Source organism: Palleronia marisminoris, assembly GCF_900172315.1.
Classification (GTDB): domain Bacteria; phylum Pseudomonadota; class Alphaproteobacteria; order Rhodobacterales; family Rhodobacteraceae; genus Palleronia; species Palleronia marisminoris.
Genome location: NZ_FWFV01000002.1, coordinates 335,980 through 360,552, shown reverse-complemented (window position 1 = coordinate 360,552; position 24,573 = coordinate 335,980). Strand labels below are relative to the sequence as shown.

General features: G+C 66.1%; 24 protein-coding genes and 1 tRNA gene. 9 read left to right on the top strand and 16 right to left on the bottom strand.

The annotated features are described in order from the left end of the window. The first annotated feature begins 84 nt into the window (after positions 1-84). Positions 85-3,303 (top strand): site-specific DNA-methyltransferase, encoded by a 3,219-nt coding sequence (locus PAM7066_RS05500; protein ID WP_085853134.1) that lies wholly within the window; start codon positions 85-87, stop codon positions 3,301-3,303. Positions 3,304-3,307: 4 nt separating this feature from the next. Further along, the gene (locus PAM7066_RS05495; RefSeq protein WP_085853133.1) at positions 3,308-6,103 is read left to right on the top strand and encodes a BPTD_3080 family restriction endonuclease; all 2,796 of its coding nucleotides are present in this window, start codon (positions 3,308-3,310) and stop codon (positions 6,101-6,103) included. A gap of 294 nt (positions 6,104-6,397) precedes the next feature. Here PAM7066_RS05495 and PAM7066_RS05490 read toward each other — a convergent pair. Beyond that, positions 6,398-6,487: transfer RNA gene (locus tag PAM7066_RS05490), tRNA-Ser, on the bottom strand. 1,144 nt (positions 6,488-7,631) lie between these two features. Between PAM7066_RS05490 and PAM7066_RS05485 the strand changes: the two genes are divergently transcribed. After that, on the top strand, positions 7,632-8,825 hold the full coding sequence (locus tag PAM7066_RS05485) for a CaiB/BaiF CoA transferase family protein (RefSeq protein WP_085853132.1): 1,194 nt from the start codon (positions 7,632-7,634) through the stop codon (positions 8,823-8,825). On the opposite strand, the gene PAM7066_RS05480 is transcribed toward PAM7066_RS05485, so the two are convergent. Continuing rightward, entirely contained in the window at positions 8,810-9,829 is a 1,020-nt protein-coding gene (locus tag PAM7066_RS05480; protein ID WP_085853131.1) for a ribose-phosphate pyrophosphokinase, read from the bottom strand. The genes PAM7066_RS05485 and PAM7066_RS05480 overlap by 16 nt on opposite strands. 96 nt (positions 9,830-9,925) lie before the next feature. Here PAM7066_RS05480 and PAM7066_RS05475 point away from each other — a divergent pair, with 96 nt between their 5' ends. Together PAM7066_RS05475 and PAM7066_RS05470 are read left to right on the top strand one after the other, a co-directional pair. Next, positions 9,926-10,528, top strand: coding sequence for a 2-hydroxychromene-2-carboxylate isomerase (locus tag PAM7066_RS05475; RefSeq protein ID WP_085853130.1), 603 nt, complete (start codon positions 9,926-9,928; stop codon positions 10,526-10,528). Next, a complete protein-coding gene (locus tag PAM7066_RS05470; RefSeq protein ID WP_085853129.1) occupies positions 10,521-11,315 on the top strand; it encodes an alpha/beta fold hydrolase in 795 nt (264 codons plus the stop codon). Before PAM7066_RS05475 ends, PAM7066_RS05470 begins: the two co-directional genes overlap by 8 nt. A gap of 4 nt (positions 11,316-11,319) precedes the next feature. On the opposite strand, the gene PAM7066_RS05465 is transcribed toward PAM7066_RS05470, so the two are convergent. The 7 genes from PAM7066_RS05465 to PAM7066_RS05435 form a co-directional block, all read right to left on the bottom strand. Further along, positions 11,320-12,357, bottom strand: a complete 1,038-nt coding sequence (locus tag PAM7066_RS05465; protein ID WP_085853128.1) for a threonine aldolase family protein — start codon at positions 12,355-12,357, stop codon at positions 11,320-11,322. Further along, positions 12,357-12,830, bottom strand: a complete 474-nt coding sequence (locus PAM7066_RS05460) for a YcgN family cysteine cluster protein (protein WP_085853127.1) — start codon at positions 12,828-12,830, stop codon at positions 12,357-12,359. Before PAM7066_RS05460 ends, PAM7066_RS05465 begins: the two co-directional genes overlap by 1 nt. Further along, complete coding sequence (locus tag PAM7066_RS05455; RefSeq protein WP_085853126.1) at positions 12,827-13,759, bottom strand: bifunctional riboflavin kinase/FAD synthetase; 933 nt, start codon at positions 13,757-13,759, stop codon at positions 12,827-12,829. The genes PAM7066_RS05460 and PAM7066_RS05455 overlap by 4 nt, the downstream gene beginning before the upstream one ends. A gap of 38 nt (positions 13,760-13,797) precedes the next feature. Next, positions 13,798-14,244, bottom strand: a complete 447-nt coding sequence (locus tag PAM7066_RS05450; protein WP_085853297.1) for a MaoC family dehydratase — start codon at positions 14,242-14,244, stop codon at positions 13,798-13,800. A gap of 108 nt (positions 14,245-14,352) precedes the next feature. Further along, on the bottom strand, positions 14,353-15,231 hold the full coding sequence (locus tag PAM7066_RS05445; protein WP_085853125.1) for a TIGR01459 family HAD-type hydrolase: 879 nt from the start codon (positions 15,229-15,231) through the stop codon (positions 14,353-14,355). A 119-nt stretch (positions 15,232-15,350) separates the two neighbouring features. Then, positions 15,351-15,578 carry a DUF1150 family protein gene (locus tag PAM7066_RS05440; RefSeq protein WP_085853124.1) on the bottom strand — a complete coding sequence of 76 codons (228 nt, stop codon included), beginning with the start codon at positions 15,576-15,578 and terminating at the stop codon, positions 15,351-15,353. After that, entirely contained in the window at positions 15,575-16,000 is a 426-nt protein-coding gene (locus PAM7066_RS05435; RefSeq protein WP_085853123.1) for an Hsp20 family protein, read from the bottom strand. The genes PAM7066_RS05440 and PAM7066_RS05435 overlap by 4 nt, the downstream gene beginning before the upstream one ends. Positions 16,001-16,147: 147 nt before the next feature. Between PAM7066_RS05435 and PAM7066_RS05430 the strand changes: the two genes are divergently transcribed. From PAM7066_RS05430 to PAM7066_RS05420, 3 genes are read left to right on the top strand one after another with little or no spacing between them, the layout of a single operon-like run. Continuing rightward, entirely contained in the window at positions 16,148-16,378 is a 231-nt protein-coding gene (locus tag PAM7066_RS05430) for a YdcH family protein (protein ID WP_085853122.1), read from the top strand. Positions 16,379-16,436: 58 nt separating this feature from the next. Further along, complete coding sequence (purE, locus tag PAM7066_RS05425; RefSeq protein WP_085853121.1) at positions 16,437-16,913, top strand: 5-(carboxyamino)imidazole ribonucleotide mutase; 477 nt, start codon at positions 16,437-16,439, stop codon at positions 16,911-16,913. Continuing rightward, complete coding sequence (locus PAM7066_RS05420; protein ID WP_085853120.1) at positions 16,906-17,970, top strand: 5-(carboxyamino)imidazole ribonucleotide synthase; 1,065 nt, start codon at positions 16,906-16,908, stop codon at positions 17,968-17,970. Before purE ends, PAM7066_RS05420 begins: the two co-directional genes overlap by 8 nt. Here PAM7066_RS05420 and PAM7066_RS05415 read toward each other — a convergent pair. From PAM7066_RS05415 to PAM7066_RS05385, 7 genes are all read right to left on the bottom strand, one after another. Then, on the bottom strand, positions 17,967-18,653 hold the full coding sequence (locus PAM7066_RS05415) for an alpha/beta fold hydrolase (RefSeq protein WP_085853119.1): 687 nt from the start codon (positions 18,651-18,653) through the stop codon (positions 17,967-17,969). The genes PAM7066_RS05420 and PAM7066_RS05415 overlap by 4 nt on opposite strands. 36 nt (positions 18,654-18,689) lie before the next feature. After that, positions 18,690-19,526, bottom strand: coding sequence for a DMT family transporter (locus PAM7066_RS05410; protein WP_085853118.1), 837 nt, complete (start codon positions 19,524-19,526; stop codon positions 18,690-18,692). Continuing rightward, positions 19,523-19,933: a GNAT family N-acetyltransferase gene (locus PAM7066_RS05405; protein WP_139214948.1), complete on the bottom strand. Its 411-nt coding sequence runs from the start codon at positions 19,931-19,933 to the stop codon at positions 19,523-19,525. The genes PAM7066_RS05410 and PAM7066_RS05405 overlap by 4 nt, the downstream gene beginning before the upstream one ends. Before the next feature lie 77 nt (positions 19,934-20,010). Further along, positions 20,011-20,592: a hypothetical protein gene (locus PAM7066_RS05400; RefSeq protein ID WP_085853116.1), complete on the bottom strand. Its 582-nt coding sequence runs from the start codon at positions 20,590-20,592 to the stop codon at positions 20,011-20,013. A 105-nt stretch (positions 20,593-20,697) separates the two neighbouring features. Beyond that, positions 20,698-22,338 carry a chaperonin GroEL gene (groL, locus tag PAM7066_RS05395; RefSeq protein WP_085853115.1) on the bottom strand — a complete coding sequence of 547 codons (1,641 nt, stop codon included), beginning with the start codon at positions 22,336-22,338 and terminating at the stop codon, positions 20,698-20,700. A 51-nt stretch (positions 22,339-22,389) separates the two neighbouring features. Next, positions 22,390-22,677, bottom strand: coding sequence for a co-chaperone GroES (gene groES, locus PAM7066_RS05390; RefSeq protein WP_085853114.1), 288 nt, complete (start codon positions 22,675-22,677; stop codon positions 22,390-22,392). 143 nt (positions 22,678-22,820) lie between these two features. Then, positions 22,821-23,465, bottom strand: a complete 645-nt coding sequence (locus PAM7066_RS05385; RefSeq protein ID WP_085853113.1) for a DUF2161 domain-containing phosphodiesterase — start codon at positions 23,463-23,465, stop codon at positions 22,821-22,823. Between the two features lie 97 nt (positions 23,466-23,562). Between PAM7066_RS05385 and PAM7066_RS05380 the strand changes: the two genes are divergently transcribed. Continuing rightward, complete coding sequence (locus tag PAM7066_RS05380; RefSeq protein WP_085853112.1) at positions 23,563-24,486, top strand: manganese-dependent inorganic pyrophosphatase; 924 nt, start codon at positions 23,563-23,565, stop codon at positions 24,484-24,486. The last annotated feature ends 87 nt before the right edge of the window (positions 24,487-24,573 follow it).

The window sequence follows — 24,573 nt, the reverse complement described above, 5'->3', positions numbered from 1 at the left end:
GATCGGCGGAATCGGGCGTGCAAAACAAAGATTCGCGCGATAGTCTTCTGGAAAACAAGCCCTTTTCGTGAGTGCCCGTCCCGCATGTCCGACAGTCTGACCGACCTGATCCTTTCCCTGACCCCCGAAGATGGCTTTTCCATCGGCAACGGCGCGATGATGGCGCTGTTGCGCGAGCAGGTGCCGGGCCTCTCCGACGACGACTACTTCGTCGCGCGCGACGCCCTAGTGGATGATGGCCTGCTTGCCAAAGGCCGTGGGCGGGGCGGGTCGATCATGCGGGTGGTCGATGCCGACGAGGATGAGGACGACGACGGGTTCGAACTGACCCCAACCGACGAGCCCGCACCGCGGCAGCGTGCCGCCGCTCGCGGCAAGAAGGCGGCGCGCAAGCCGAACGGGCCCACGCAGGTGCTGAGCTACCGCCATGGCGAGACCCGGGTGAACAACCCCGAGGTCGGGATGGTCCATGCCGGGACCGATCCGGATGGCGAGAAGACGGTCTGGGCCTATGACCCGCATCTCGACCCGGTGCTGAACTTCGACTCGGCGCGGGCGGGGATCGAACGGCTCGTCGATGACGCGCTGACCAGCGACGATCCCGAACGGATGCGGGACGCGCTGCAGGAGCTGAAGCGGCTGCAGGCGCCCTATCTCAACTGGACGGGCAAGGCGGAGCGGACGAGCGTCGAGGTCGATACCGTCTCGCTCCATGTCCACGAACGGGTGGACCCGGCGACGATCCTCGCCAATGCGGCGAAGCGGCTGAAGGGGAAGGACGCGGCGACGCAATGGCGGCAGCCGGACCTGTTTGCGGCCCCGTTCGAGAACCTGCCGCTGCGCCAGGCGCTGGACTTCTATCATCACGAAAAAGGATGGTCGAACCGGCTGGTGGCAGGCGACAGCCTGCTGGTGATGAACTCGCTCCTGACCAAGGAGAGCATGGGCGGCTGCGTCCAGATGATCTACATCGACCCGCCCTACGGCATCAAATACGGGTCGAACTTCCAGCCTTTCACGAACAAGCGCGACGTGAAGGACCGCTCGGACGACGACCTCACCCAGGAACCCGAGATGATCAAGGCGTTCCGGGACACCTGGGAACTCGGCATCCACTCCTACCTCACCTATCTGCGCGACCGGTTGATGCTGGCGCGAGAACTGCTGACCGAGAGCGGGTCGGTGTTCGTGCAGATTTCGGATGAGAACCTGCACCACGTTCGGGAGTTAATGGACGAGATTTTCGGCGACGAAAATTTCCTGTCAAACATCGCTTTCGTAAAGACGACTGGGCAAACAAGTGAACTGCTTTCAAATATCACCGATTACTTGGTTTGGTATGCGAGAGATAAATCAAGAGTGAAATTCCGCCGCCCACTCAGGCCCAAGATATTCGGAAGTGATGGCACAGGCGAATACACGGTTGTTCAGCATCCTGACGGATCACGTCGCCCTATGACAAAGGGGGAGAGATCGGGGACTACGCCAGTTTCGAACGAGTGCCGCATACTCCGCCTTGACACCGCAACCAGTCAAAGGCCGCCAGGAGACTTCCCTGTCGAGCTTAACGGGATCACCTTCCGACCAGGAAGCGGTTATTGGAAAACGTCCGAGAAGGGGTTCCAACGCCTCGCCAAAGCGAAGCGCATCTCGGAGAGAACTGTTGGCTCGACACTTTGTTATGTGCGGTACGTCGATGACTTCCCAGCAATGGCAATCGGCAATCTATGGGGCGATATGGCCTCAGGTGATAACCAGACGCTTCAGAAACTATATGTCGTTCAGACGCTTCCGAAGGTTGTTGAACGCTGCCTGCTCATGACCACCGATCCGGGCGATCTGGTGCTCGATCCGACCTGTGGCGCTGGCACCACCGCCTTCGTCGCCGAGAAATGGGGGCGGCGCTGGATCACCTGCGACACCTCCCGCGTGGCGATCACGCTGGCCAAGCAGCGGCTGATGACCGCCAGCTTCGATTACTACGCTTTGCGCTATCCGCATGAGGGGCTGGGTGGCGGATTCGACTATGAAACCGTCCCGCACATCACCCTCAAAAGCATCGCCAACAACCCCGACATCGACACGATTTACGACGAAGACCACCCGAAGATCGCGGCGGCGCTGGCCGAATTGAACGCAGCACTTTCCGCCGCCCCGCCAAAGCCCCTGAAGCCCGCACAGGGCGTGCGCAAGGGCAAGCCGGTAGACTTCGCCAAGGGCGACACCCTGCACGAATGGGAGGTGCCCTTCGACTTGCCGGAGGACTGGCCCGACGCCGCCCGCGCGCCCTTCGACGCATTTCACGCCGCCCGGCAGTCGATGCAGCGCCGCATGGACCAGTCCATCGCCGACCATGCCGAGCAAGAGACGCTCTACGACAAGCCGCGCATCGACAAATCCAAGCTGCGCATCTGCGGGCCCTTCTCGGTCGAGGCGGTGCCGGCGCCAACCGTCCTCTCCCTGGACGAGAGCATGCCACCGCAGGAGGCCGACGAGACCGTCGCCCGCTCTGGCGAGACCTCGCGCCAGGCGCTGTGGCGCGACGAGCTTCTGAAGACCGGCGTGCGCGGCAAAGGCGGCGCCATGCTCCGCTTCGCCGAGTTCGAGACGCTGCCGGGGCTGCGCTACCTCCACGCCAGCGGATCGCTGGCCGAGACGGGCGAGCGCGTCGTCGTCAGCTTCGGCCCCGAGCACGCGGCGCTGGAGCAGAGGCAGGTGGAACTGGCGCTGACCGAGGCCGAGACCCTGCGCCCGTCGCCGAAATTCATCCTGTTCTGCGCCTTCACCTTCGACCCCGAGGCCGCGAAGGACATTGACGAGGTGAACTGGCCGGGCGTGACGCTGCTGAAGGCACAGATGAACACCGACCTGCTGACCGAGGATCTGAAGAAGAAGCGCGCTTCGAACCAGTCCTTCTGGCTGATGGGCCAGCCGGACGTGGAGCTTCGCAAGCGCAAGGACGGGCTGTGGGAGGTTGAGGTGAACGGCTTCGACTATTTCGACCCCAAGGCGGGCGACCTCGTGTCCGGCGGCAAGACGCAGATCGCGATGTGGTCGCTGGACGTGGACTACGACAACCGCTCGCTGATGCCGCACCAGATGTTCTTCCCGATGGCGGATGCGAAGGGCGGCTGGAACCGCCTGCGCAAGACCGTGAGGGCCGAGCTCGACGAGGATCTGCTGGAGCAGTTCCACGGCACCGTCTCGCTGCCCTTCGATGCGGGCGAGAACCGGCGGATCGCGGTCAAGATCGTGGACGACCGCGGGATCGAGTCGCTCAAGATCATGCCGCTGGAGCGGTAGGCCCATGTCCCTCATCATCAACACGCCGTTCGTCTGCCCGGCCCAGCACTGGATCGAAGGCAAGGGCGGCAAGCTGGAGATCAAGCCCGAGCGCCGGCCAGCGAGCTACGAGGTCTTCGACGCGCGCAACAACACCAAACGCACCGAGGTGCTGGAGCTGGTGAACACGATCCGCACCCGCGTGGACGCCTGGCGCGAGGCGGGCTGGCCCGGCGTGACCATTGTCACGCGCAAGCTGCTGGAGCACTGGCACGACCGCGATGCGCGGCAGTACCCGTTCTATTTCTGCCAGCTCGAGGCCATCGAGACACTGATCTGGTGGGTCGAGGGGGCCGAGGCGTACAAGCAGGGCATCGCAATCCCCGGCGACGGCGGCGCGTGGGAGCGGCTCTGCAACAAGATGGCCACAGGGGCGGGCAAGACCACGGTGATGGCGATGATCATCACCTGGCAGGTGCTCAACGCGCTGACCTATCCGAAGCGGAACAAGGACTTCAGCCGCGCTGTCTTCATTGTGGCGCCTGGCCTGACCGTGAAGGAACGGCTGCAGGTGCTGCTGCCCAGCGAGGGCAGCTACTACGACGAGTTCAACCTGTGCCCCTCCGAGGCGCTGCGCCAGAAGCTGAACCAGGCCGAGGTCCTGATCGAGAACTGGCACACGCTGATGCCGCTGAAGGAAACTGACCGCTCGGTGGTGAAGAAGGGGCGCGAGTCCGACGAGGCCTTCACGCGGCGCGTGCTGGGCAAGCTGGCCGCGCACAAGGACATCATCGTCATCAACGACGAGGCGCACCATGCCTACCGCAAGCCGCCAGAGGTGAAGATCAGCAAGAAGGTGGCCGCGGAACAGGGCATTGACCTCGATGAGGCGACCCGCTGGATCGAAGGGCTGGACAGGATCCACAAGACCCGTCGCATCCAGCGCTGTTTCGACCTGTCGGCCACGCCCTTTGCGCCCACCGGCAAGAAGAGCACCGACACGGCGCTGTTCGACTGGATCGTCTCGGATTTCGGCTTGAACGATGCGATCGAGGCCGGGCTGGTGAAGACCCCGCGCGTGGTGGTCCGCGACGATGCTGTTCCGGACGCCAAGACGCTGCGCTCGAAACTCTACCACATCTATCGCGACCCATCCGTGTCCGAGGACCTGAACCGCGCAAAGGCGGAGCAACACGAGGCGCTGCCCAAGCTGGTACAGGACGCCTATACGCTGCTCGGCGCCGACTGGCGGGAAACCCGGGCACGCTGGAAGGAGGCCGGTCACCACTCGCCTCCTGTCATGCTCACGGTCTGCAACCGCACGGAGACCGCGGCCCGCATCGAGAACTACTTCAACAAGGGCGATGCACACTGGCCCGAGCTGCACGCGCCAGACCGGACGCTTCGCGTCGACTCGAAAGTGCTCGAGAAGGCAGAGATCGGCGAGACCGCCTCATCCGACAAGGACTACGAGGCGCGCCTGAAGGACATCATCGACGCGGCTGACCTTCCCGAAACGCGCCGCCAGCAGTTCCTTGCCCTTAAGAAGGAAGAACTGCTGCGCGAGATCGTGGACAATGTCGGGAAAAGGGGTGCCGCCGGTCAGGACCTTCAGAACGTCATATCGGTGGCGATGCTGTCGGAGGGATGGGACGCCAAGAATGTGACGCACATCATGGGGCTCCGGGCCTTCACGTCCCAGTTGCTCTGCGAACAGGTCGTAGGACGCGGACTGCGCCGGGTGTCCTACGACACTGACGAGAACGGCCTGTTCCTGCCCGAATACGTCAACGTCTTCGGCGTGCCGCTCTCGATCTCGGAGACCGGCGAAGGCGGTGAGGCGCCGCCACCGCCGAAGCCCACCACGCAGATCGAAGTAGTGCCCGACCGCGCGCATCTGGAGCTTCGCTGGCCGAACGTGCTGCGCGTGGAGACGGTCGTCAAACCGGAGCTCGCCATCGACTGGAGCAAGGTCCAGCCGCTCGTGCTCGATCCCGCCAGCACACCGATCAGCGCCGAACTTGCCCCGGCGCTCGGCGGCGCGACGGACATGGGCAAGGTCACCGCGATCGACCTTGGGAAGCTACCGGATGGCTTCCGTCTGCAGCGCCTCGTATTCCAAGCTGCACGGAAGGCATTTGCCGAGCTGAGCCATGGGTTCACCGGCACCCACGAGTATCTGGCGGCGCAACTGGTCAGGATCGTCGAGGCGTTCCTCAACTCAGACCGCCTCGACATCCCGTCGCTTTTTCACTCCGATCCGCTTCGGCGGCGTATCCTGATCGCGCTCAACATCGATCTCGTGGTCCAACATGTGCTGAGCAACGTGACCGAGCAGAACACTGAACGTCTGACGCCGGTGTTCGACGAGGAAAGCCCGATCGGTGCAACCGGGTTGATGCGCACCTGGTACACGACCAAGCCGTGCTTTCCGACGACCAAGTCGCACATCAGCCATTTGGTGGGAGATTCTGCCTGGGAGGGCCACGCGGCCAATACCTTCGAGAAGCGCGAGGACGTTCTTGCCTACGCCAAGAACGATCACCTCGGTTTCCAGATCTACTACATGTGGGCGGGCTCCCGGCGGCGATACGTCCCGGATTTCCTGGTCCGTCTCGCTGGCGGCACGATCCTCGCACTCGAGATCAAGGGCACAGACAGTCCTCAGAACAAGGCCAAGCGGGACGCGCTGAACGAATGGGTGAAGGCGATCAACGCAGCAGGCGGTTTCGGACGCTGGGCTTGGGACGTCGCCTTCAAGCCGGGCGAGGTGCAGGACATCATCACGAGGCACGCTGCCGTCGCCGAGCCTGCAGAATAGAGCTGGCGTTTCAGCCAAAGCGCGACATCGTTGTTCGATCCCGGTTCCATCTCGATGGCGCCACTAGCATCGAAGTGTTCAGGTCAGCCTTCTATTTTTGCCATTCCTTTCTGATACTTAAATGCTCTACACCGAAATCGAGCAGTCGAGAGGTCCAGAGAATACTGGCACTGAGAGACCGCTTCCGGGCCACTTGGCGCCAGGGGCAGTGCTCAGCCCTTCCTGCATAACCCCCGAATACAACGGAAAAATTCGGCCGGAGCCGGATCGGGAGAACGCTTTCGCGGGGGCAAGTGGCGGAGACGAAGGGATTCGAACCCTCGAGACGGTTTCCCGCCTACTCCCTTAGCAGGGGAGCGCCTTCGACCACTCGGCCACGTCTCCGCTGACCCGTATAGCGGGGCAAACCACGGAATTACAAGGCGAAACTCCCCGTCCTGCAACGTAGATCATCATGGGCCTCAAGCCCTTGAAATGGCTCCGAAAGGCACCGGGAAGCACCGGTCGGCGGAAGATTGGGCCATCTTCCTCAGGGTGTATTTTCTCAACTCCATCACCTTCAGCGTCATCCCGGGACAAAAGCTGCGACAGCCAAGCCTGCGCGCGCTGTCTCGGAATCGATTGGCTTCGTATTTCCGCCCTAAGGTGCCGAACCGACCTCCTTCAGAGCACGGAGGTCTGACCATGCATAGGATATCGCGACAGCCGAATCCCGGGTGCATCCGCGCGCAAATGCCGAGTGTGAGGCGCCCCGGCAGACACGTGCTCTGACTGCGCACGCTCAGTCATCAGAGGCCGAGAGCTTGTCTGAGAACCTCGAATCCCAAGGCATATAAACGTCACCGGTACCGGTACCGGTACCGGCACCGGTCACGAAGCGATGTGATACGTGCTCGAGTCCAGCCCCCGTGTCGCGTTTGCAAAACAGCCAAATCGACGCACATCGCGAGCGAAGCCCCTGATTCTTGCGCTGGCTCCCGAGCGAGCGCCTGTGCCCAAGTCTGACCGCGGGCGCTATTCCGGCCCGCTGGATCGACGGGCCCGATCCCAATGACGACCATCCTGCGCTGCAACGAATTTCGACACCGACTGAGACCCGGATCCCGCCGGATCTGACGGAAAAAAGATTTTCTCGGCGGATGATCTCCTGAAGCTTGAGGTGGATCTCAGGGTTCGAGAATGACGACCGACGGCACCGACATGGGCGGCATCCGGATCACCGGTCGCCTGGGATTCTCCAACTCGCTCAGGCCCACGTGAAGCCGCAGGCCACGGCATAGGCCGCCGGGGACATCATCGACGCCCGCCACAGGAACCGCTCATGATCGGAAGAGCCACCCTGCGGTATGGTAGGAGCTTCCGCCGAGGGCGATGAGCCAGCCCGCGTTGCCGAGTGTCGTGGCAGCCGTTCGAGACGGCGCCAGGCTGGCACCCGACCGCGCACGATGCTGCGTCCGGCCGGATTGCCAGCCCCGTGCGAGGCCGCTACCGTCCGCGCCATGATCACCCTTATCGCTTTCGCCGCAGCATGACCGGGGCTCTGGACGGTCTGAAGATCCTCGACCTGTCGCGTGTGCTGGCGGGGCCGACCTGCACACAGCTTCTGGGCGACATGGGCGCCGAGGTTTGGAAGGTCGAGAACCCGGCGACGGGCGGCGACGATACGCGCCACTGGGGGCCGGTGTCGGTACGCGACGCCGACGGGCGCGAGACCGACCTGTCGGGATATTTCCTTTCCGCCAATCGCAATAAATTTTCCGTCGCCCTGGATCTCGCGTCACCCGAGGGGCAGGCCGCCGTGCGCCGCCTGGCAGCAGAGGCCGACGTGGTGGTCGAGAATTTCCGCCCGGGGTCGCTGGCGAAGTTCGGGCTCGACTCCGAAACGCTCTGCGCCGCTGAGCCGCGGCTGATCTACTGCTCGATCTCAGGCTTCGGTCAGACCGGCCCGAACCGCGAGAAGCCGGGTTACGACCTGATGGCGCAGGCTTATGGCGGGATCATGAGCCTGACCGGCGACCCTAAGGGGGAGCCCATGAAGGTAGGCGTCGCGGTGGCGGACGTGATCTGCGGCCTCTACGCGGCGACCGGCATCCTGGCCGCGCTGCGTCACCGGGATCTGACGGGGCAGGGGCAGTCGATCGACCTTGCCCTGCTGGATACGCAGATGGCGTGGCTGATCAACGTGGGCACGACGTACCTGGAGACCGGTGAAGAGCCCCACCGGCACGGCAACGCCCACCCCGCCATCGTGCCCTACCAGGTGTTTCAGGCATCGGATGGGCATGTCGCCGTCGCAGTGGGCAACGACCGCCAGTTCACCCGCTTCTGCGATTTCCTTGGTCTGCCCGGCCTGGCGGACGATCCGCGCTACGCGACGAACCCGGCGCGGACGCAGAACCGGGACAGCTTGATGCACGAGATCCTTCCCGCGATCGGCGCCATGTCGGTCGCGCAGGTGGTGGACGGTCTGACCGAGCGTGCCGTCACCGTTTCGCCGGTGCAGACGGTGGGGCAGGCGCTGACCTCGGACCAGGCCGCGGCGCGCGAGATGGTGGTCAAGGTCGCCCGCTCGGGGACGGCGGCCGGCGCAGTGCGGCTGCTGGGCAATCCCCTGAAATTCTCGCGCACGCCGGTCCGCTACGACCGCCCGCCGCCCTTCTGCGGCGAGCACACCGACGAGATCCTCGGGCGCTACGCCACACCGGATCAGACGTCGGAATAGAGGCCCTCGTAGATCGGGCCGAGCGTCTCGGCTTCGAACAGTGAACTGACTGAGGTGCCGTTCCAGATGTTCAGGATCGCCTGCGCGAACATGGGCGCCGTCGGGACGATGCGGATGGCCTCGCAGTCGCGCACGGCTTTCGTCGGTTCGATCGAGTCGGTGGTGACGAGAGTCTTCATGACCGAGTTCGAGATTCGCTCGACCGCCGGGCCCGACAGCACTCCGTGCGAGATGTAGGCGTGGACCTCGGCCGCACCCTGCTGGATCAGCGTGTCGGCTGCCTTGCACAATGTTCCGGCCGTGTCGCAGATGTCGTCCACGATGATGCAGGTCTTGCCAGTCACGTCGCCGATCACGGTCATCTCGGCGACTTCGCCCGCCTTCTCGCGGCGCTTGTCCACGATCGACAGGGGCGCGTTGATCCGCTTGGCCAGATCGCGCGCGCGGGCCACGCCACCGACGTCAGGCGAAACGATCATCACGTCCTCCATCCGGCCCCTGAACGCGTTCTTCAGGTCGAGCGCGAAGACCGGCGACGCATAGAGGTTGTCCACCGGAATATCGAAGAAGCCCTGTATCTGCGCGGCGTGCAGGTCCATGGTCAGGACCCGCTCGATCCCGGCCTCGGTCAGCATGTTCGCGACAAGCTTGGCGGTGATCGGCGTGCGCGCCTTGGTGCGGCGGTCCTGCCGCGCGTAGCCGAAATACGGGATCACGGCCGTGATGCGCGCAGCCGACGACCGGCGCAGCGCGTCGGCCATGATCAGCAGCTCCATCAGGTTGTCGTTCGCCGGGTTCGAGGTCGGCTGGATGATGAACATGTCCTCGCCGCGGACATTCTCGTAGACCTCGACGAAGATCTCGGCATCGTTGAACCGTTCGACTCGCGCGTTCACCAGGTCGAGGGACTGCCCCCGGTGCATCGACATCCGCCGCGCGATGGCGCGGGCGAGCGTCGGGTTGGCGTTTCCGGCGATGAGCTTGGGTTCTTGGGTGCTGGGCATGTGCGTCCTCGGGATAGCCGTCGCGACTCGCGCGTTGACGCCGGGTATCACAGGCATAGCTCGCTCGGAATATGAACGCTGGGAAAGGAGGCCGGTGTGGCCCGAATAGACTACTACTTTGCCCCAACGTCGCCCTTCACCTACCTCGCCGGTACCCGGCTGGAAGGGATCGCCGCTCGCCATGACGCCGAAATCCGGTACAAACCGCTCGACGTCATCCAGTTGTTCGCCCGGACCGGAGGTGTCCCGCCGAAGGACCGGCACCCGAACCGGCAGGCCTACCGTCTGCAGGACCTGGCGCGCACGGCGGCGATGCAGGACATGCCGATCAACCTCTCGCCGGCGCATTGGCCCACAAACCCCGCACCGTCCTCCTTCGCCATCATCGCGGCGCAGAAGGCGGGAGGTGGCGATCTGGGCGCGCTTGTCCACGGTCTCTGCCGCGCCTGCTGGGCCGAGGAGAAGAACATCGCCGAAGACGACGTGATTGCCGACTGCCTCGAAGTTGCGGGCTTCGACCGAGGGCTCGCGAATTCGGGGATGCTGTCGGGCGCCGACACCTACGCCAGGAACCTCGACGAGGCCGTCCTCGCCGGCGCCTTCGGCGCGCCCTTCTACATCACCGAGGACGATCAGCGCTTCTGGGGGCAGGACCGGCTGGCGCATCTGGACTGGCATCTCGGCAACCGGAATGCCTAGCGAGACGCGGGCAGGGATCGACACGCACTGGATCGAAGTCGGCGAGGGGCCGCGTCCGGCCCTGCTCCTGCACTGCTCGCTGGCCTCGGCCCGGTCGCTCAGACCGGTGATGGAGCGGTTGGACGATCCCTCGGTCGCGATCAGCCTGCCCGGACACGGTCAGAGCGCCGATTGGCACGGGTCCGGCGACTATGTCGCGCGCGCAACCGATGTGGCCGAGACCTTCTGCGACGGCCCCTGCGACATCGTCGGCCATTCGCTCGGCGCCGTCGTCGCCCTGTCGCTGATGGTGCGACGCCCCGACCTCGTCCGCCGCGTGGTGCTGATCGAGCCGGTCCTGTTCGCCGCGGCCGCCGGCGACGAGGCCCATGACGAATACCGGCAGGATCATGCGGCGATCATGGAGGCCATCGCCAAGGGCGAGCGCGAGGCTGCAACCCGCGCCTTCACCGGGATCTGGGGGGCGTCGCAGTCATGGGACACGCTCCCGCAGCCGATGCGGAAGGCGATGACCGACCGGATCCACCTCGTTGCCGCCACCGCTCCGGCGCTTGACGAGGATGCGAACGGCCTGCTCGGACCGGGGCGGCTCGAAGCGGTGACCGCCCCCACCCTGCTGATCCGCGGCGGGCGGAGCCACCCCGTGATCCCGGCGATCTTCGACACGCTTTCACGGCGCTTGCCGGATGTTAGGGACGCGGTGGTGCCCGGCGCGGGACACATGGCGCCGATCACGCACCCGAAGGAGGTTGCGTCGCTGGTGCAAGCGCACCTCCGCGCCGCGTGACGCCTCAACCGGCGAGGATGTCGAGGAACCGGTCGGTATTCGCGTCGGTGGCGGACCAGTCGCAGACCAGGCGACCCGCGACCGCCTCGTCGCCCGGCCCATCGAGGGAGCCGATGGAGTAGAACTGCGCGCCAGCCTCCCGCAGGCGCCGATGTGCGGCGCGAGGGAAGGCGGCATAGACCATGTTCGCATCGACGGTGTGCAGTACCGTCGCCTCCGGGATGCGCTTGAGCCCCGCGACCAGCCGCGCGGCGGCCGCGTTCGCCTGGCCTGCCATGTCGAGCCACAGGTCGCCTTCGAGATAGGCTCCCATCTGCGCCGACAGGAACCGATGCTTCGAGAACAGGTGCCCGGCGCGCTTGCGTCGCAGCTCGAACTCCCACGCGAGTTCCGGGTCGAAGATCACCGCCGCCTCGACGCCCAGAAGCCCGTTCTTGGTGCCCCCGAAGCTCAGCGCCGTGACGCCCCGGGTCATGTCGCGCGCGGCACAGCCGAGAGAGGCCGCAGCATTGGCAAAACGCGCTCCGTCCATGTGGACCGGCAGCCCGAATTCCGCGGCAACCCCCGTCAAGGCGTGCAGTTGGTCGAGCGAATAGACGGTGCCCCGCTCGGTCACCGTGGTGATCGAGACCGGTCCGCGCTGCACACCATGGACGACGCCCTGTGCAGTGTCGTCGATCCGCGCGCGCAGGGCCTCGGGGGTCATCATCGCGTTGGGCGCGTCGATCAGGGCCAGCTTGCTGCCGTCGGTGAAGAACTCGGGCGCGCCGCACTCGTCCTCTTCGATATGGGCGACTTCCGAGCAGTAGATCGCCTGCCAAGGGCGGGACATGGCGGCGAGCAGCAGCGAATTCGTCGCGGTGCCCGTGGCGACCAGATAAACGGCCGCGTCGGGCGCGCCGAAGAGGTCGCGCAGCCGCTCGCGCACCGCCTGCATGGCGGGTTCGGCGCCGTAGGGCATGGTGTAGCCGTCGTTCGCGGCAACCAACGCCTCGATTACCTTTGGGTGGGCCGGGCCGGAATTGTCCGAGGCGAAATGCATCAGGTGGGTTCCTCGATGATGTGGTCCTCCAAATCCTCCTCGTCGACTTCGAACTCGGGGATCGTGATGCCGCGGGCCGAGACGCCGGCCTCGTGCACCGTCTCGGGGTCGCCCGAGATCAGCGGGTGCCAGTGGTATAGCGGCCGACCCTCGTGCAGCAGGCGATAGGCGCAGGTCTGCGGCAGCCAATAGCTGACCTCGTCCATGCGGTCGGGGGAAAGCTGGACGCATTCGGGCACGAACTGCTTGCGGATGTCGTATTGCGCGCAGCGGCAGCTTGCGTCGTCGAACAGGCGACAGGACACGCAGGTCAGCGCGACCTCGCCCGTGTCCTCGTCCTCGAGCTTGTTGAGGCAGCATTTCCCGCAGCCGTCGCACAGCGCCTCCCATTCCGCGTTGGACAGCTGATCGAGGGGGAACCGCTCCCAGAAGCGGGAGCGGCCGACCTGGCGGCGGATCGGGTCCTTCTTCATGCGAGGATCTCGCGGGCCTGGCTGCTGTCGCGGTCCATCTGCTCGATCAGCGCGTCGAGCGTGTCGAACCGCGCCTCGCCACGCAGGAAGGACACGAGGCCGACCGACAGGTGCGTGTCGTAGAGGTCGCCGTCGAAGTCGAAGATGAAGGTCTCGAGGTTCGGGGTATTCTCGCCGAACATCGGGCGCACGCCCAGCGACGACACGCCGCTGTAGCGCCCGGCCTTGGCGCCCGACAGCACGTCGACGGTGACGGCATAGACGCCGAACTTGGGCAGGTGCAGCCCCTCCATCGACATGTTCGCGGTCGGGTAGCCCAGCAGGCGGCCGCGCTTTTCGCCATGGATCACGGGGCCATCGATGCGGTGCAGGTGGCCCAGCATCTCGGCCGCGCGGGCGGGCTCTCCGGCGCTCAGCGCCTCGCGGATGCGGGTCGAGCTGATGCGTTCGTCGCCGGTCGCCAGAAGCTCGGCCACGGTGACGTCGAAGCCCATGCGCGCGCCGAAATCGCGCAGCATCGCGGCATCCCCGGCGCGGCCCTTGCCGAAGCGGAAGTCCGCGCCGATCACCACGTGCGACAGGCCAAGCCCGTCGGCCAGCACGTCCTGCGCGAAAGCCTCGGGGGTGAGGGAGGACAGGGCACTGTCGAAGGACAACTCGTAGAGGCGGTCGACGCCGAGACGGGCGAGCCGATGCGCCTTGGTCTCGGCGTTCGTCAGGCGGAAGGGCGGGGCGTCGGGGGCGAAGACCTCGCGGGGGTGCGGCTCGAACGTGACGACACCAAGCGGGACGCTGCGGGTTTCCGCCTCGGTCCTCGCAAGCTGCAGAACGGCTTGATGGCCCCGGTGCACGCCATCGAAATTACCGATGGCGGCCGAGGCATTTCGGTCGTCGGCCGTCAGATCGGCGTGGCTGCGGAGTATGCGCATGGGCGCGACGTAGCCTCGCGCCCGCGCGCCTGCAAGTGTCAGCCTGCCGCGCGCGAAGGGGCGAGAACCAGCGCCTCGCCGCGCAGCACCACGGTGTCGCCCACGCGGCAGCGGGTGGATAGGGTCACGCGTCGCTTGCGGGTGTCAATGGCCAGCACCTCGACCTCGGCGCGGACCGTGTCGCCGGGGCGGACGGGCGCGAGGAAGGCCATGTCCTGCCGCAGGTACACGGTGCCGTGGCCCGGCAGCCGCTCGCCCACGACGGCCGAGATCAGGGCCGCGGTCAGCATCCCGTGGGCGATGCGTCCCTCGAACATGGTGGTCTTGGCATAGGCATCGTTCAGGTGGACCGGGTTGCGGTCCTCGGACACCTCGGCGAACAGCTCGATGTCGCGGTCGGTCACCGTCTTGTCGAGGTGCCGCGTCATGCCCACGGTCATGTCCTCGATATAGACGGGACCCTTGCCATCGGTTGCGTCGAGCATGCCGACCTCCATCGATATTGCTTCAGTGCGCAACTTGCTATCACCCGGTCTTCGTGCATCGCAAGTAAATTACTTCGCAGCTGCAGAAAGGTTCCGCTGTTTCTTTCGCTAGCGCAACATGCCGATGGCATAAGTGGGCGACAGCCCTTCCTTCCCGATGAAAGCGTCGAGGCGCGCCTGATCCGGGGTCCCGTCCTGGTGGATCTCGGCGGCGGCGAGGCCACCCGTGACGAAGAGAGAGTCGATCCCTTCGCCGATCGCCCCTTTCACATCCGTGAGGATACCGTCGCCCACGGCAAGGATCCGGCCCTCCGAAATATCGCTCCCGCCGGCCTCGGAGAGGCGACGCCGGGCCATGTCGTAGACCGGGGGATGCGGCTTGCCGAAGGCGTGTACGGTGCCGCCCATCTGCTCGTAAAGCTGCGCGACCGCGCCGCCGCAGAACTCGCGCGCGCCGCCACGATCCACCACGATATCGGGGTTCGCGTTCAGCATCGGCAGGCCGCGGGTCTTGGCCTCGAGCAGGATCGGGCGCAGCGTCGACGGGTCTGCGGTAGGATCGAACGGCCCGGTGCAGACAACGCCCGTGGCCTGCGACAGGTCCTTGGTCCGCGTGATCTCGACCGGATCGTCGATGATGGCGAGCGGCTCGAAGAAGCCCTCGTCCTTGGGTTCCCCGATATGGAAGACGGTCGAGCCAACCGACCCGGTGAACAGCGCCACCCGCGCCGCGTCGCCAGAGGTCGCGATCGTGTCCCATGCGTCTTCGGGCACGCCGAACTTCGCGATCTGCTCGGCAACCTCGGCGCGGGGGCGGGGGGCGTTCGTCAGAAGCACTACCATGCCGCCGCGTTCGCGGTAGGCCTGAAGGGCCGCGACCGCCTCGGGGAACGCGTCGATACCGTCATGCAGGCATCCCCACAGATCGCAGAACAGCGCGTCGTAATCGTCGGAGATGTCGGAGAGGGCTTCGATGATCTGGGTCATGGCGGTCCGGGACTTGGGCAAAGGTTCCCGCACTCTGTGCCACCCCGCGACGCCTGCGCCTAGGGCCGATGCCCGGGGCGGACGCGAAAAGCCCCGCGGGTGTCCGCGGGGCCTTGGGTTCAGTGGACCGAGACCGGCGCCATGTCGTTCTGGCGCGCCACCACAAAGGCAAGCTTGCGGTCCTTGACCAGCGCGAGGCGCTCGCCCTCGCCGTTATGGACGGCGTAGAGCTCGTGCAGGCCCTGCGCCTGCTCCTGGATTTCCTCGGGCAGGTCGCTGATCGCGACCGGCCGGACGTAGACGATGTTTTCCGGCGTGCGGATGACGTTCTCGAAGGTCTCAATCATTCTTGGTCCCCACCTCTTGTTATGCTGATCGTCCGGACGACGCTCTCGGGCAGAGCTTTCGTCAGATCGATGTGAAGAAGGCCGTTCTCCATGTGGGCGCGGGCGACTTCGACGCCATCGGCCAGCACGAAGCTGCGCTGGAACTGGCGCGCCGCGATCCCGCGGTGGAGGAAGACCCGCTGATCTTCGCTCGCCGCGATGCGGCCGCGGATGACCAGTTGGCGATCCTCGACCGTGATGGAGAGATCCCCCTCGCTGAAGCCCGCCACGGCAAGCGTGATGCGGTAAGCCGATTCGCCGGTCTGTTCGATGTTGTAGGGCGGATAGCCCCCGCTATCGGATTTCGCGGTGCGTTCCACCAGGCGCTCGAGCTCGTCGAAGCCGAGCAGGAAGGGGTGTGCCCCCAGGGCGAGTTTCGTCATCGACACGTCCTTCATCTTAAAGCGACTGTGCACTGTCCGCGGTCCCGTTCCGGCAACCGCTTGGGATAGAATATGGTGTTAGGACCTCGTTGACACAAGATCTTCGCCAGACTTGCGAGACGCGCCCGGGCGGTGCATGAAACGAACATGGATGACGCCTCGCTTGACCACCACCGGATGGAAGACGCCGAGATGCTTCGCGTGAGGCTCGAGGTGCTCAAGAGCGAGCATCGCGATCTCGACGAGGCCGTGCGGGCCCTGCACGAGGCGGGGCGCGGCGACATGCTGACCCTCCAGCGGCTCAAGCGGCGCAAGCTGCAGTTGAAGGACCGGATCGCCGATATCGAGGATCGCCTGCTGCCCGACATCATCGCCTGAGTTGCCCCCGCCCGCGCGCCTGCCTATGGTCCCGCGCGAAACCGCAGGGAGCATCGGCATGGCGGATGTGGGCATCATCATGGGCAGCCAGTCCGACTGGCCGACGATGAAGGCGGCGGCCGACATCCTCGACGAGCTGGGCATAAGCTACGAGGCGCGCATCGTGTCGGCTCATCGAACCCCGGATCGCCTGTGGGACTACGGCAAGACCGCAGTCGAACGCGGCCTGAAGGCGATTGTCGCCGGAGCAGGGGGCGCTGCGCATCTTCCGGGGATGATGGCGTCGAAGACCCGGGTGCCGGTCATCGGAGTGCCGGTTCAGACCAAGGCGCTGTCGGGCGTGGATTCGCTCTATTCGATCGTCCAGATGCCCCGCGGCTATCCGGTCGCGACCATGGCGATCGGCGGGGCTGCGAACGCGGGGCTGATGGCGGCGCAGATCCTCGCGCTGTGCGACCCCGCGCTGGCCGAGCGGCTCGACCGTTGGCGCGCCGACCTGTCCGCATCCATCCCCGAGGAGCCCATCGATGACTGAGCCGCTTCCCCCCGGATCGACCATCGGCATCCTTGGCGGTGGGCAGCTTGGCCGGATGCTGGCCGTCGCTGCCGGCCGGCTTGGCCTGCGCGTTCACATCTTCGAACCGTCCGAGACGCCCCCCGCGGCAGAGGTCGCCTGCCACCATACTGCTGCCGCCTTCACCGACGAGGCTGCGTTGATCTCCTTCGCGCAGGGCGTCGACGTCGTGACCTACGAATTCGAGAACATCCCCACTGCCGCGCTCGACATCCTCGAGGCGCATCGCCCGATCCGCCCGAACCGCGAGGCGCTGCGGGTCAGCCAGGACCGGCTGACGGAAAAGACGTGGCTGTCGGAACTGGGCCTTGCCGTGGCGCCCTTCGCCGACATTGCGGACGCCGCTGCGCTGGGCGACGCGCTGGATCGCATCGGCACGCCCGCGATCCTCAAGACCCGGCGCTTCGGCTATGACGGCAAGGGTCAGGCACGCATCGCCGACGCGACCGCGGCCGAGCAGGCGCTTGCCTCGCTCGAGGGCGCGCCGGCGATCCTCGAAGGGTTCGTGCCTTTCACCAAGGAGATCAGCGTGATCGGCGCCCGCGGCCTCGACGGGCGCGTGGCCTGCTTCGATCCCGGTGAAAACGTCCACGAAGACGGCATCCTGCGCCGCACCACGGTGCCGGCCGGGGTCTCTCATGCGCTGGCCACGGATGCGGTGCTGATCGCGTCGCGCATCCTGACGGCGCTGGATTATGTCGGCGTGCTGGGGGTCGAGCTGTTCGTGACCGATGGTGGCCTCATCGTGAACGAGATTGCGCCGCGGGTCCACAACTCGGGGCACTGGACGCAGAACGGCTGCGTGATCGACCAGTTCGAACAGCATGTCCGTGCCGTGGCGGGCTGGCCGTTGGGCGACGGCAAGCGGCACTCGGACACCCAGATGGAAAACCTGATCGGCGACGACGTGGACCGCATCCCGCAGATCGGGGCCGAGCCGGGGGCGGCGCTGCACCTCTACGGCAAGGCCGAGACGCGGCCCGGCCGCAAGATGGGCCACGTGAACCGGCTGCGCTAACGGGTGAAGGCGCCGGTCCGCAGGAAGGCGACGACCTGCTCGATCACTGCCGGGCGCACCATCATGAACGTGTGCGAGACCGGCAGAACGATGAAATCGTCCATCCCCTCGATCTGCGCGCTGTCGACCGAGACCTTGCCGTCATCCGGCCCGTCGATGATCGACGAGTAGAGTGGGTTGTACGAGCGGTTCCCGGCGATCACCCCCAGCTCGAACCGGGGCAGGCCCAGCTGGTTCGGGACGCTGCCGGGGCCGGTCCCGAGCTGCAGCCCCGCCGGCCCGTTGATCCATTCGAACGGGGCGAGGTCCCCGAAGGCGTCCACCAGCTCGGTCCCGTGATTGGGCGGGGCAAGCATGACGACGCGGCCCATGTCGACCGGGCGGTGGTCCTGCAGCCACGCGCGCACAAGGATGCCGCCCATGCTGTGCGTGACGAAATGCACCCGCGCGTCACCGCAGGTCTTCACGGCGGGGGACACGGCTCGTTCGACCAGTTCGGCGATGGGCGCGTCGGTCGAGTCGTAGTTCGAGTTGGCGGTGGCGAAGCCGGCCTCCTGCAGGGCCTCCGCCATGATTTCCATCGACAGGGACGAGCGCGCAAGCCCGTGCAGCAGCACGACACAGTCGGCCGCGCGGGCGGGCAAGGGCGAGAGCAGGAGAAGGACGAGAAGAATTCGGGCCATGCGCAGCGTTCTAGCGAGCCCTGCCGCGAACGCCATTCACGTCTGCCGGCGTGGGGCGGCGAGGCCGAAGGCGACGCCTCCGACAACCAGCGCGCAGGAGAGGACCAGCCGCGCCGTCACCGCCTCGCCCAGAAGCGCGACGCCTCCGACGACCGCGATCACCGGCACCGTCAATTGCCACAGTGCGGCCCGCGTCGCGCCGAGCGCGGGCAGGACACTGTACCACAATGCATACCCCAGGCCCGAGGTCGCCGCCCCCGAAAGGATCGCCAGCATCACCCCGGTGCCGTTCAGCGCCGCGTCGGGCGCGAGTGCCCACGCGACCAGGGCAAGCGGCACGGCGCCGAGGAAGCTCGCCGCGGTGGTGTCGATCGGGGGACCACCAGCGCGTCCCCGTAGCGAGTAGACGCCCCACCCGATCCCCGCTGCGGCCATCGCGATTGTGGCCGGCAGCGGAAGGCCCCCGGTGCCGGGCAGGAACATCCAGCCTAGCCCCAGCAGTGCCAGCGCCGCCCCGATCCAGCGTTGCCACGGAACCGCCTCGCCGCCCGACACGGCGCCGCCGAACATGGTGATCTGCACGGTCCCGAACAGGATCAACGCACCGGCTCCGGCGGGAAGCGCGCGGTAGGCGAGCGAGAAGGCCAGCATATACAGCGCCAACGCCCCGACATTCACCGCCCGGAACGCGCCCAGCCACCGCCGCCCGCCAGAGACGCTCGCCAGCACCCCCAGCACGGCGGCGCCCGAAACGAGGCGCAGCGCGGCGAAATCCATCGAGCCGATATGTCCAGCCCCGACCGCCGCGCGGTTCAGCACCGAGTTCGCCGCGAAGGCGCACATGACCAGCAGGGTCAGCAGAACGGTCTTCACCCGAAGGCGGCCGGATAGTCGAGAGCGACCGCCGCGGCTCGTCCCGCGACCAGCGTGTGGGTGACGGGATAGGGCGAGGTCAGGCCGCGGGGCGCAGGAAGGAAGCCGTGGCGGGTGTAGAAGCCCGGATCGCCCAGGACGACGACCGCCTCGGCGTGCTCGGACGTTGCGGCGGCCTTGGCTAGCCGATCGCCGATGCCGCGGCCCTGTGCCTCGGGCCGGACCGAGAGCGGGGCGAGGCACGCCCAGTTAGACGGCCGAGCCATGCGCGACAGAGTGGCTTGCCCGATGATCCGACCGTCCTCGACCGCGACCAGCGTGCACAGGACAAGGCCGTCCGCATAGAGGCGGTCGATCAGTTCGGCCTCGCGCGCACGGTCGAAGGCGGCTTCAATGACGGCCCGCATCTCAGGCCGTTCGCCCTTATGGATCTCGCGAATCTGCACCCCGCGAAGGTGGCCGGGCCGGTGGCCCGGCGCAAGCCTCACTCTGCGGCTTCGGGGGCGACCAGGACGATCGGGCCGAGGTCGGTGTTACGGAGGCGGTCGCGATGCTTCAGTCGGCCATCCACGATGTAGAGCCGCGCGAGGTCGTAGCTTTCCACCTCGCCATCGATATTCAACTCGAGCGACTCGCCCTCGCTTGCGGGGACCAGCGTGGCGCGGGGGTCATTGGCGGCCACATCGGCCAGCACCTGCCGGACCTGCTCGGGTTCGGTGATGCGCTCGACCTGGAAATAGCAGGCGCCCTCGAACAATGCGCCGCCGGCCGCCGCGACCGAGCCCACGGTCAGCGTTACGGGCGCCATCAGGATCGCGCCGACGGTGCCGATCTGGGCGGTCGCACCGGCCAGCGCTCCCGCAGCCGTGCTGGCTGCAGACGCGGTCGTTCCGGGGTGGAGCAGGGCGTAGTGCCCCACATCGCGCGCCACACCCGTGGTCGCGCCGTTCGACAGGCTGCTCGCCGCCATGGCCGCGAGCTGCGTGGGGCGGTAGTCGCACGGGGCCGCCTGGGCCGTGGCCGAGACGGCTGCGAATACGGTGGCGAGGGCAAGTGTCCTGAACATGGCAGATGGTCCGAATGAGGAATGCAGGAATTTAGGTCCCGCACACGCCAAAGAAAAGGGGCGGCCCGCTGGACCGCCCCCACAAACGTTCAGAAGAACGTGTGTTTACATCATGCCGCCCATGCCGCCCATGTCGGGCATGCCACCGCCGCCCTGGCCATCTTTCTGCGGCTTGTCGGCGATCATCGCCTCGGTCGTGATCAGAAGACCGGCGATCGACGCGGCATCCTGAAGCGCGGTGCGGACGACCTTCGCGGGGTCGATCACGCCGAACTTGAACATGTCGCCATATTCTTCGGTCTGGGCGTTGAAGCCGAACGTCTTGTCTTCGCTCTCGCGGATTTTGCCCGCGACGACCGAGCCGTCGACGCCCGAGTTCTGGGCGATCTGGCGCAGCGGGGCCTCTAGGGCCTTGCGCACGATCGAGATGCCGACGTTCTGGTCGTTGTTGGCACCTTGCAGCCCGTCGAGGACCTTGGCGGCCTGGATCAGGGCGACACCGCCGCCGACAACCACACCTTCCTGCACCGCGGCGCGGGTGGCGTTCAGGGCGTCATCGACGCGATCCTTGCGCTCCTTCACTTCGGTTTCGGTCATGCCGCCGACGCGGATGACGGCAACGCCGCCGGCCAGCTTGGCAACACGTTCCTGCAGCTTTTCACGGTCGTAGTCCGAGGTGGTGTCCTCGATCTGCTGACGGATCTGGCTGACGCGGGCTTCGATCTCGGCCTTGTCGCCGGCACCGTCGACGATGGTGGTCTCGTCCTTGGTGATCGACACTTTCTTGGCCGAACCGAGCATGTCCATCGTGACATTCTCGAGCTTCATGCCGAGGTCTTCCGAGATCACCTGGCCGCCGGTCAGGATCGCGATGTCCTGCAGCATGGCCTTGCGGCGGTCGCCGAAGCCCGGAGCCTTCACGGCGGCGATCTTCAGGCCGCCACGCAGCTTGTTGACCACGAGGGTGGCAAGCGCTTCGCCTTCCACGTCCTCGGCGATGATCAGAAGCGGCTTCTGCGACTGGATCACCTGCTCGAGCAGCGGAACCATCGGCTGCAGCGACGAGAGCTTCTTCTCGTGCAGCAGGACGATGCAGTCATCGAGATCGGCGACCATCTTGTCGGCGTTGGTCACGAAGTAGGGGCTGAGGAAGCCGCGGTCGAACTGCATGCCTTCGACGACGTCGGTCTCGGTCTCGAGGCCCTTGTTCTCTTCGACGGTGATGACACCCTCGTTGCCGACCTTCTCCATCGCGTCGGCGATCTGGCGGCCGATTTCGGACTCGCCGTTGGCCGAGATGGTGCCGACCTGGGCGACTTCGTCGTAGCCCGACACGTCGCGGGACGCGGCGCGGATGGCTTCGACGACCTTGGTGGTGGCAAGGTCGATGCCGCGCTTGAGGTCCATCGGGTTCAGGCCGGCGGCAACCGACTTGACGCCTTCCTTGATGATGGCCTGGGCCAGCACGGTGGCGGTGGTGGTGCCGTCGCCGGCTTCGTCATTGGTGCGGGAAGCGACTTCCTTCACCATCTGCGCGCCCATGTTCTCGAAGCGGTCCTCGAGCTCGATCTCTTTCGCGACCGACACACCGTCCTTGGTGATGCGGGGCGCGCCGAAGCTCTTCTCGATGACGACGTTACGGCCTTTGGGGCCCAGCGTGACCTTGACCGCATCGGCCAGGGTGTTGACGCCCTTGAGCATCTTGTCGCGGGCGTTCGTTTCGAACTTGACGTCCTTGGCAGCCATGATGGTTGCTCCTTGTCTGTCGTTTCAGTTGGGAAGGGAAGCGGACTGGGCTCAGGCGGTGACGCCGAGGATGTCCGATTCCTTCATGATCAGAAGTTCTTCGCCGTCGATGGTGATCTCGGTGCCGGACCACTTGCCGAAGAGGATGCGATCGCCCTGCTTGACGTCCATCGCGATCCGCTCGCCGTCCTCGTCACGCGCACCGGCGCCGACTGCGACCACTTCGCCCTCCTGGGGCTTTTCCTTGGCGCTGTCGGGGATGATGAGACCACCCTTGGTCTTCTCGTCGGATTCGACGCGGCGGACCAGGACACGGTCGTGAAGGGGAGTGAAAGCCATGTCGTGAACGCTCCTTGGTTCATCATAATCTGGGTGTTGGCACTCTTTCGGGTCGAGTGCTAACGAGCTGGAGATATGCAGGGGGCACGAGACTGTCAACGGGGTGAAAGGGGTGCCGCACAGGAATTCGGGAGGGAGCGTCGTTACCCTTTGGAACCGCTCGATTTTCGCCCTGCGTCACTGAGGCCGTAGAGCCCGCGCGAGACCTTCTCGAACCAGCCATGGTGGTTGTCGGCCATGATGCGGCGCGCCTGCACGACCCCTGTCTCGCGGGCAAGGTCGGCGCCGGTGCGGGGCCCGTCGGCCAGCGCCGCGACGAGGCGCAGCGCGTCCTGCCGATATGCCGTCACCAGGCCCCGCCGTGTTCCGCCGCCCGCGTTCGGATCGCCCTCCAGCCGGGCGAACTCGCGCAGCAGCCGCGCGGTGCGCTTGGGGAACCGGCGGGGGCGGTAGGGGGAGGGGTCGCACAGCACCTCGATCCAGCCATCCGACAGCCGCACGGTGATCAGGCCAAGCCCGAGGCGGCGGCAGAGCGTGACGTTGCGCCTGTCGTCCCGGCGTGCGCCCTTGGGCACGGCAAGATAGACCTGATCGCTCAGCGCCTGCCGGTCCACGCCCTGGTGGACGAGCGACAGCGAGAACGAGAGCTTCAACTCGACCACCACGGGCGGTTCGTCCCCGCGCACCGCCATCACGTCGAGGGTGCCGACCTCTCCCTTGACCTCGTAGCCCTGTCCCTGAAGCAGCCGCTTGACCGGCGCGTAGAGGTCGCTTTCCCGTTCTGCCATGCTCCGTTCGTGCCCCGATCGCCGCTGGGTGACAAGCCGTGCGGGTGCGCCTATACCGCGCGCGAAGAATAGGCTCGCCCATCAGGAGTTCTCGCCAATGCCCACGCTCGTCTTCGGCCACAAATCCCCCGACACCGACTCGACCGGATCGCCCATCATCTGGTCCTGGTACCTCAACGAGGTCAAAGGCCTCACCACCGAGCCCGTGCTGCTGGGCGAGCCGAACACCGAGGCCGCCTGGATGCTGGACCGGTGGAAGCTGGACAAGCCGCAGATCATCGAGACGCTGGAAACCGGACAGGACGTGGTGATCGTCGACACGAACAACCCCGCCGAACTGCCCGACAGCATCGCCGACGCCGACATCCGCCAGATCATCGACCACCACCGACTCGTCGGCGGCCTGACGACAAAGGGCCCGATCGAGATCATCGTCCGACCGCTGGCCTGCACCGCGACGATCATGTTCGACATGATGGGTAACGATGCCGGCCGCATGCCCGACGCGATCAAGGGCGCGATGCTGTCCTGCATCCTGTCGGACACGCTGGAGTTCCGCTCGCCCACCACCACCGACCACGACCGCGACGTGGCCGAACGGCTCGCCTCCGAACTTGGCGTGCAAATTCCCGGCTACGCGGCCGAGATGTTCGCGGCGAAGTCCGACGTCTCGGACTTCTCGGACGACGAGCTCGTGCGCATGGACTCGAAGAAGCACGATGTCGAAGGCAGGACGTTCCGCGTCTCGGTCCTCGAGACCACGTCGCCCGATACCGTTCTCAAGCGCAAGGACAGCCTGATCGAAGCGATTGCCCGCGTCGAGAAGGAGGACGGCGTGGATCACGTCCTGCTCTTCATCATTGACATCCTCGAGCAGCAGGCGACGGTGATCCTGCAGAACGACCAGGTGCGCCAGATCGTCGAGAAGAGCTTCTCGACCGTCTGCGGCGAAGCCGACACCGTCACCCTGCCGGGGATCGTCAGCCGCAAGAAGCAGATCATCCCGAACATCGCGGTCTGACTGCGGATTTCGACGCGACGAGGGCACGCCCGGGCCAGGGCGTGTCCAGCTTCGGAGCGCAAGAATGTGCCCCGTGAAAAACCCGCC